Source organism: Actinopolymorpha alba DSM 45243 (genome assembly GCF_000373925.1).
Taxonomy (GTDB): Bacteria; Actinomycetota; Actinomycetes; order Propionibacteriales; family Actinopolymorphaceae; genus Actinopolymorpha; species Actinopolymorpha alba.
This window is the reverse complement of the sequence record NZ_KB892738.1, coordinates 1-1006: the sequence shown is the minus strand read 5'-3', so window position 1 is coordinate 1006 and position 1006 is coordinate 1. Positions and strand designations below refer to the sequence as shown.

At 69.0% G+C, this 1006-nt stretch carries 1 protein-coding gene; it reads left to right on the top strand.

Going from position 1 to position 1006, the window contains the following annotated elements; genetic code table 11:
- Positions 1-693: Mu transposase domain-containing protein (locus B141_RS39360; RefSeq protein WP_020574463.1), on the top strand; the 693-nt coding region annotated here is incomplete at its 5' end.
- Between the last annotated feature and the right edge of the window lie 313 nt (positions 694-1006).

Sequence of the window (1006 nt, the reverse complement as noted above, 5' to 3'; positions counted from 1 at the left end):
CAGGGATTCGTGCTTGCGACATGGGCCACGTGCAAGGTTGGCCCGGACATCCACGCCCGCGTCGACGGAACGCTGTATTCGATCCCGTGGCGCTGGATCGGCAAGAGTCTCGACGCCCGCGCCACTGCCACGATGGTGCAGTTCTTCCACCGCGGTGAGCTGGTCAAGACCCATGCCCGTAAGCAGCGCGGGAAGCAGACCGACTACGGCGACTACCCGCCGGAGAAGATCGCCTTCCACATGCGCACCCCGGCCTGGTGTCGCTCGCAGGCCGAGCAGATCGGCCCCGCCTGCGTCGCGGTGATCGCCGACCTACTCGCCGACAACGCCCTCTACCGGCTCCGCGCCGCGCAAGGCGTGCTCGGGCTCGCTGACAAGCATCAGCCCGAGCGGCTGGAAGCGGCCTGCGCCAAGGCCATCGTGGCCGGGGACCCCTCCTATCGCACCATCAAGGGCATCCTGGCCGCCGGCCTAGAAGACCTACCCGTCCACACCTGCCGCGGGGACGGCGGCGCCCCGGCCTTCCTGCACGGGCCCGAAGCCCTGTTCGCCGACGCCAGCCCCACCGACGGCGCTTCTGGCGGCACATCCGGCGGCATCTGCGGCGGTGTTTGTGACGACGTGGCCGACGTCATCCCCCTGCCCATCGCGGGTGCGGCGAACGTCGCCCCAACCAGCGAGCAGACCGGCTAGCCGGCTCGAGCCCAGCACGGGCACATCACCCGAATCGCCCTGGCCCGGTCCACCACGTCCACCCCGACCGTCGTGGAGCATGCCACCAACGTCGCGTCGACCTCATCGCCGCCACGATCTTCGACCACGAGAACAAGACAAGGAACATCACCGTGACTACGACCGCGACTACACCCACGACACAGCCCACCACCGGGCTGGCTGCCATACCTGGCGCCACCGTGATGATCGAGACCGGCGGCCTGACCGCCGCGTTACGGACGTTGAAGCTGTCTGGGATGCTCTCCACCCTGGACACCCGGCTGGGCCAGGC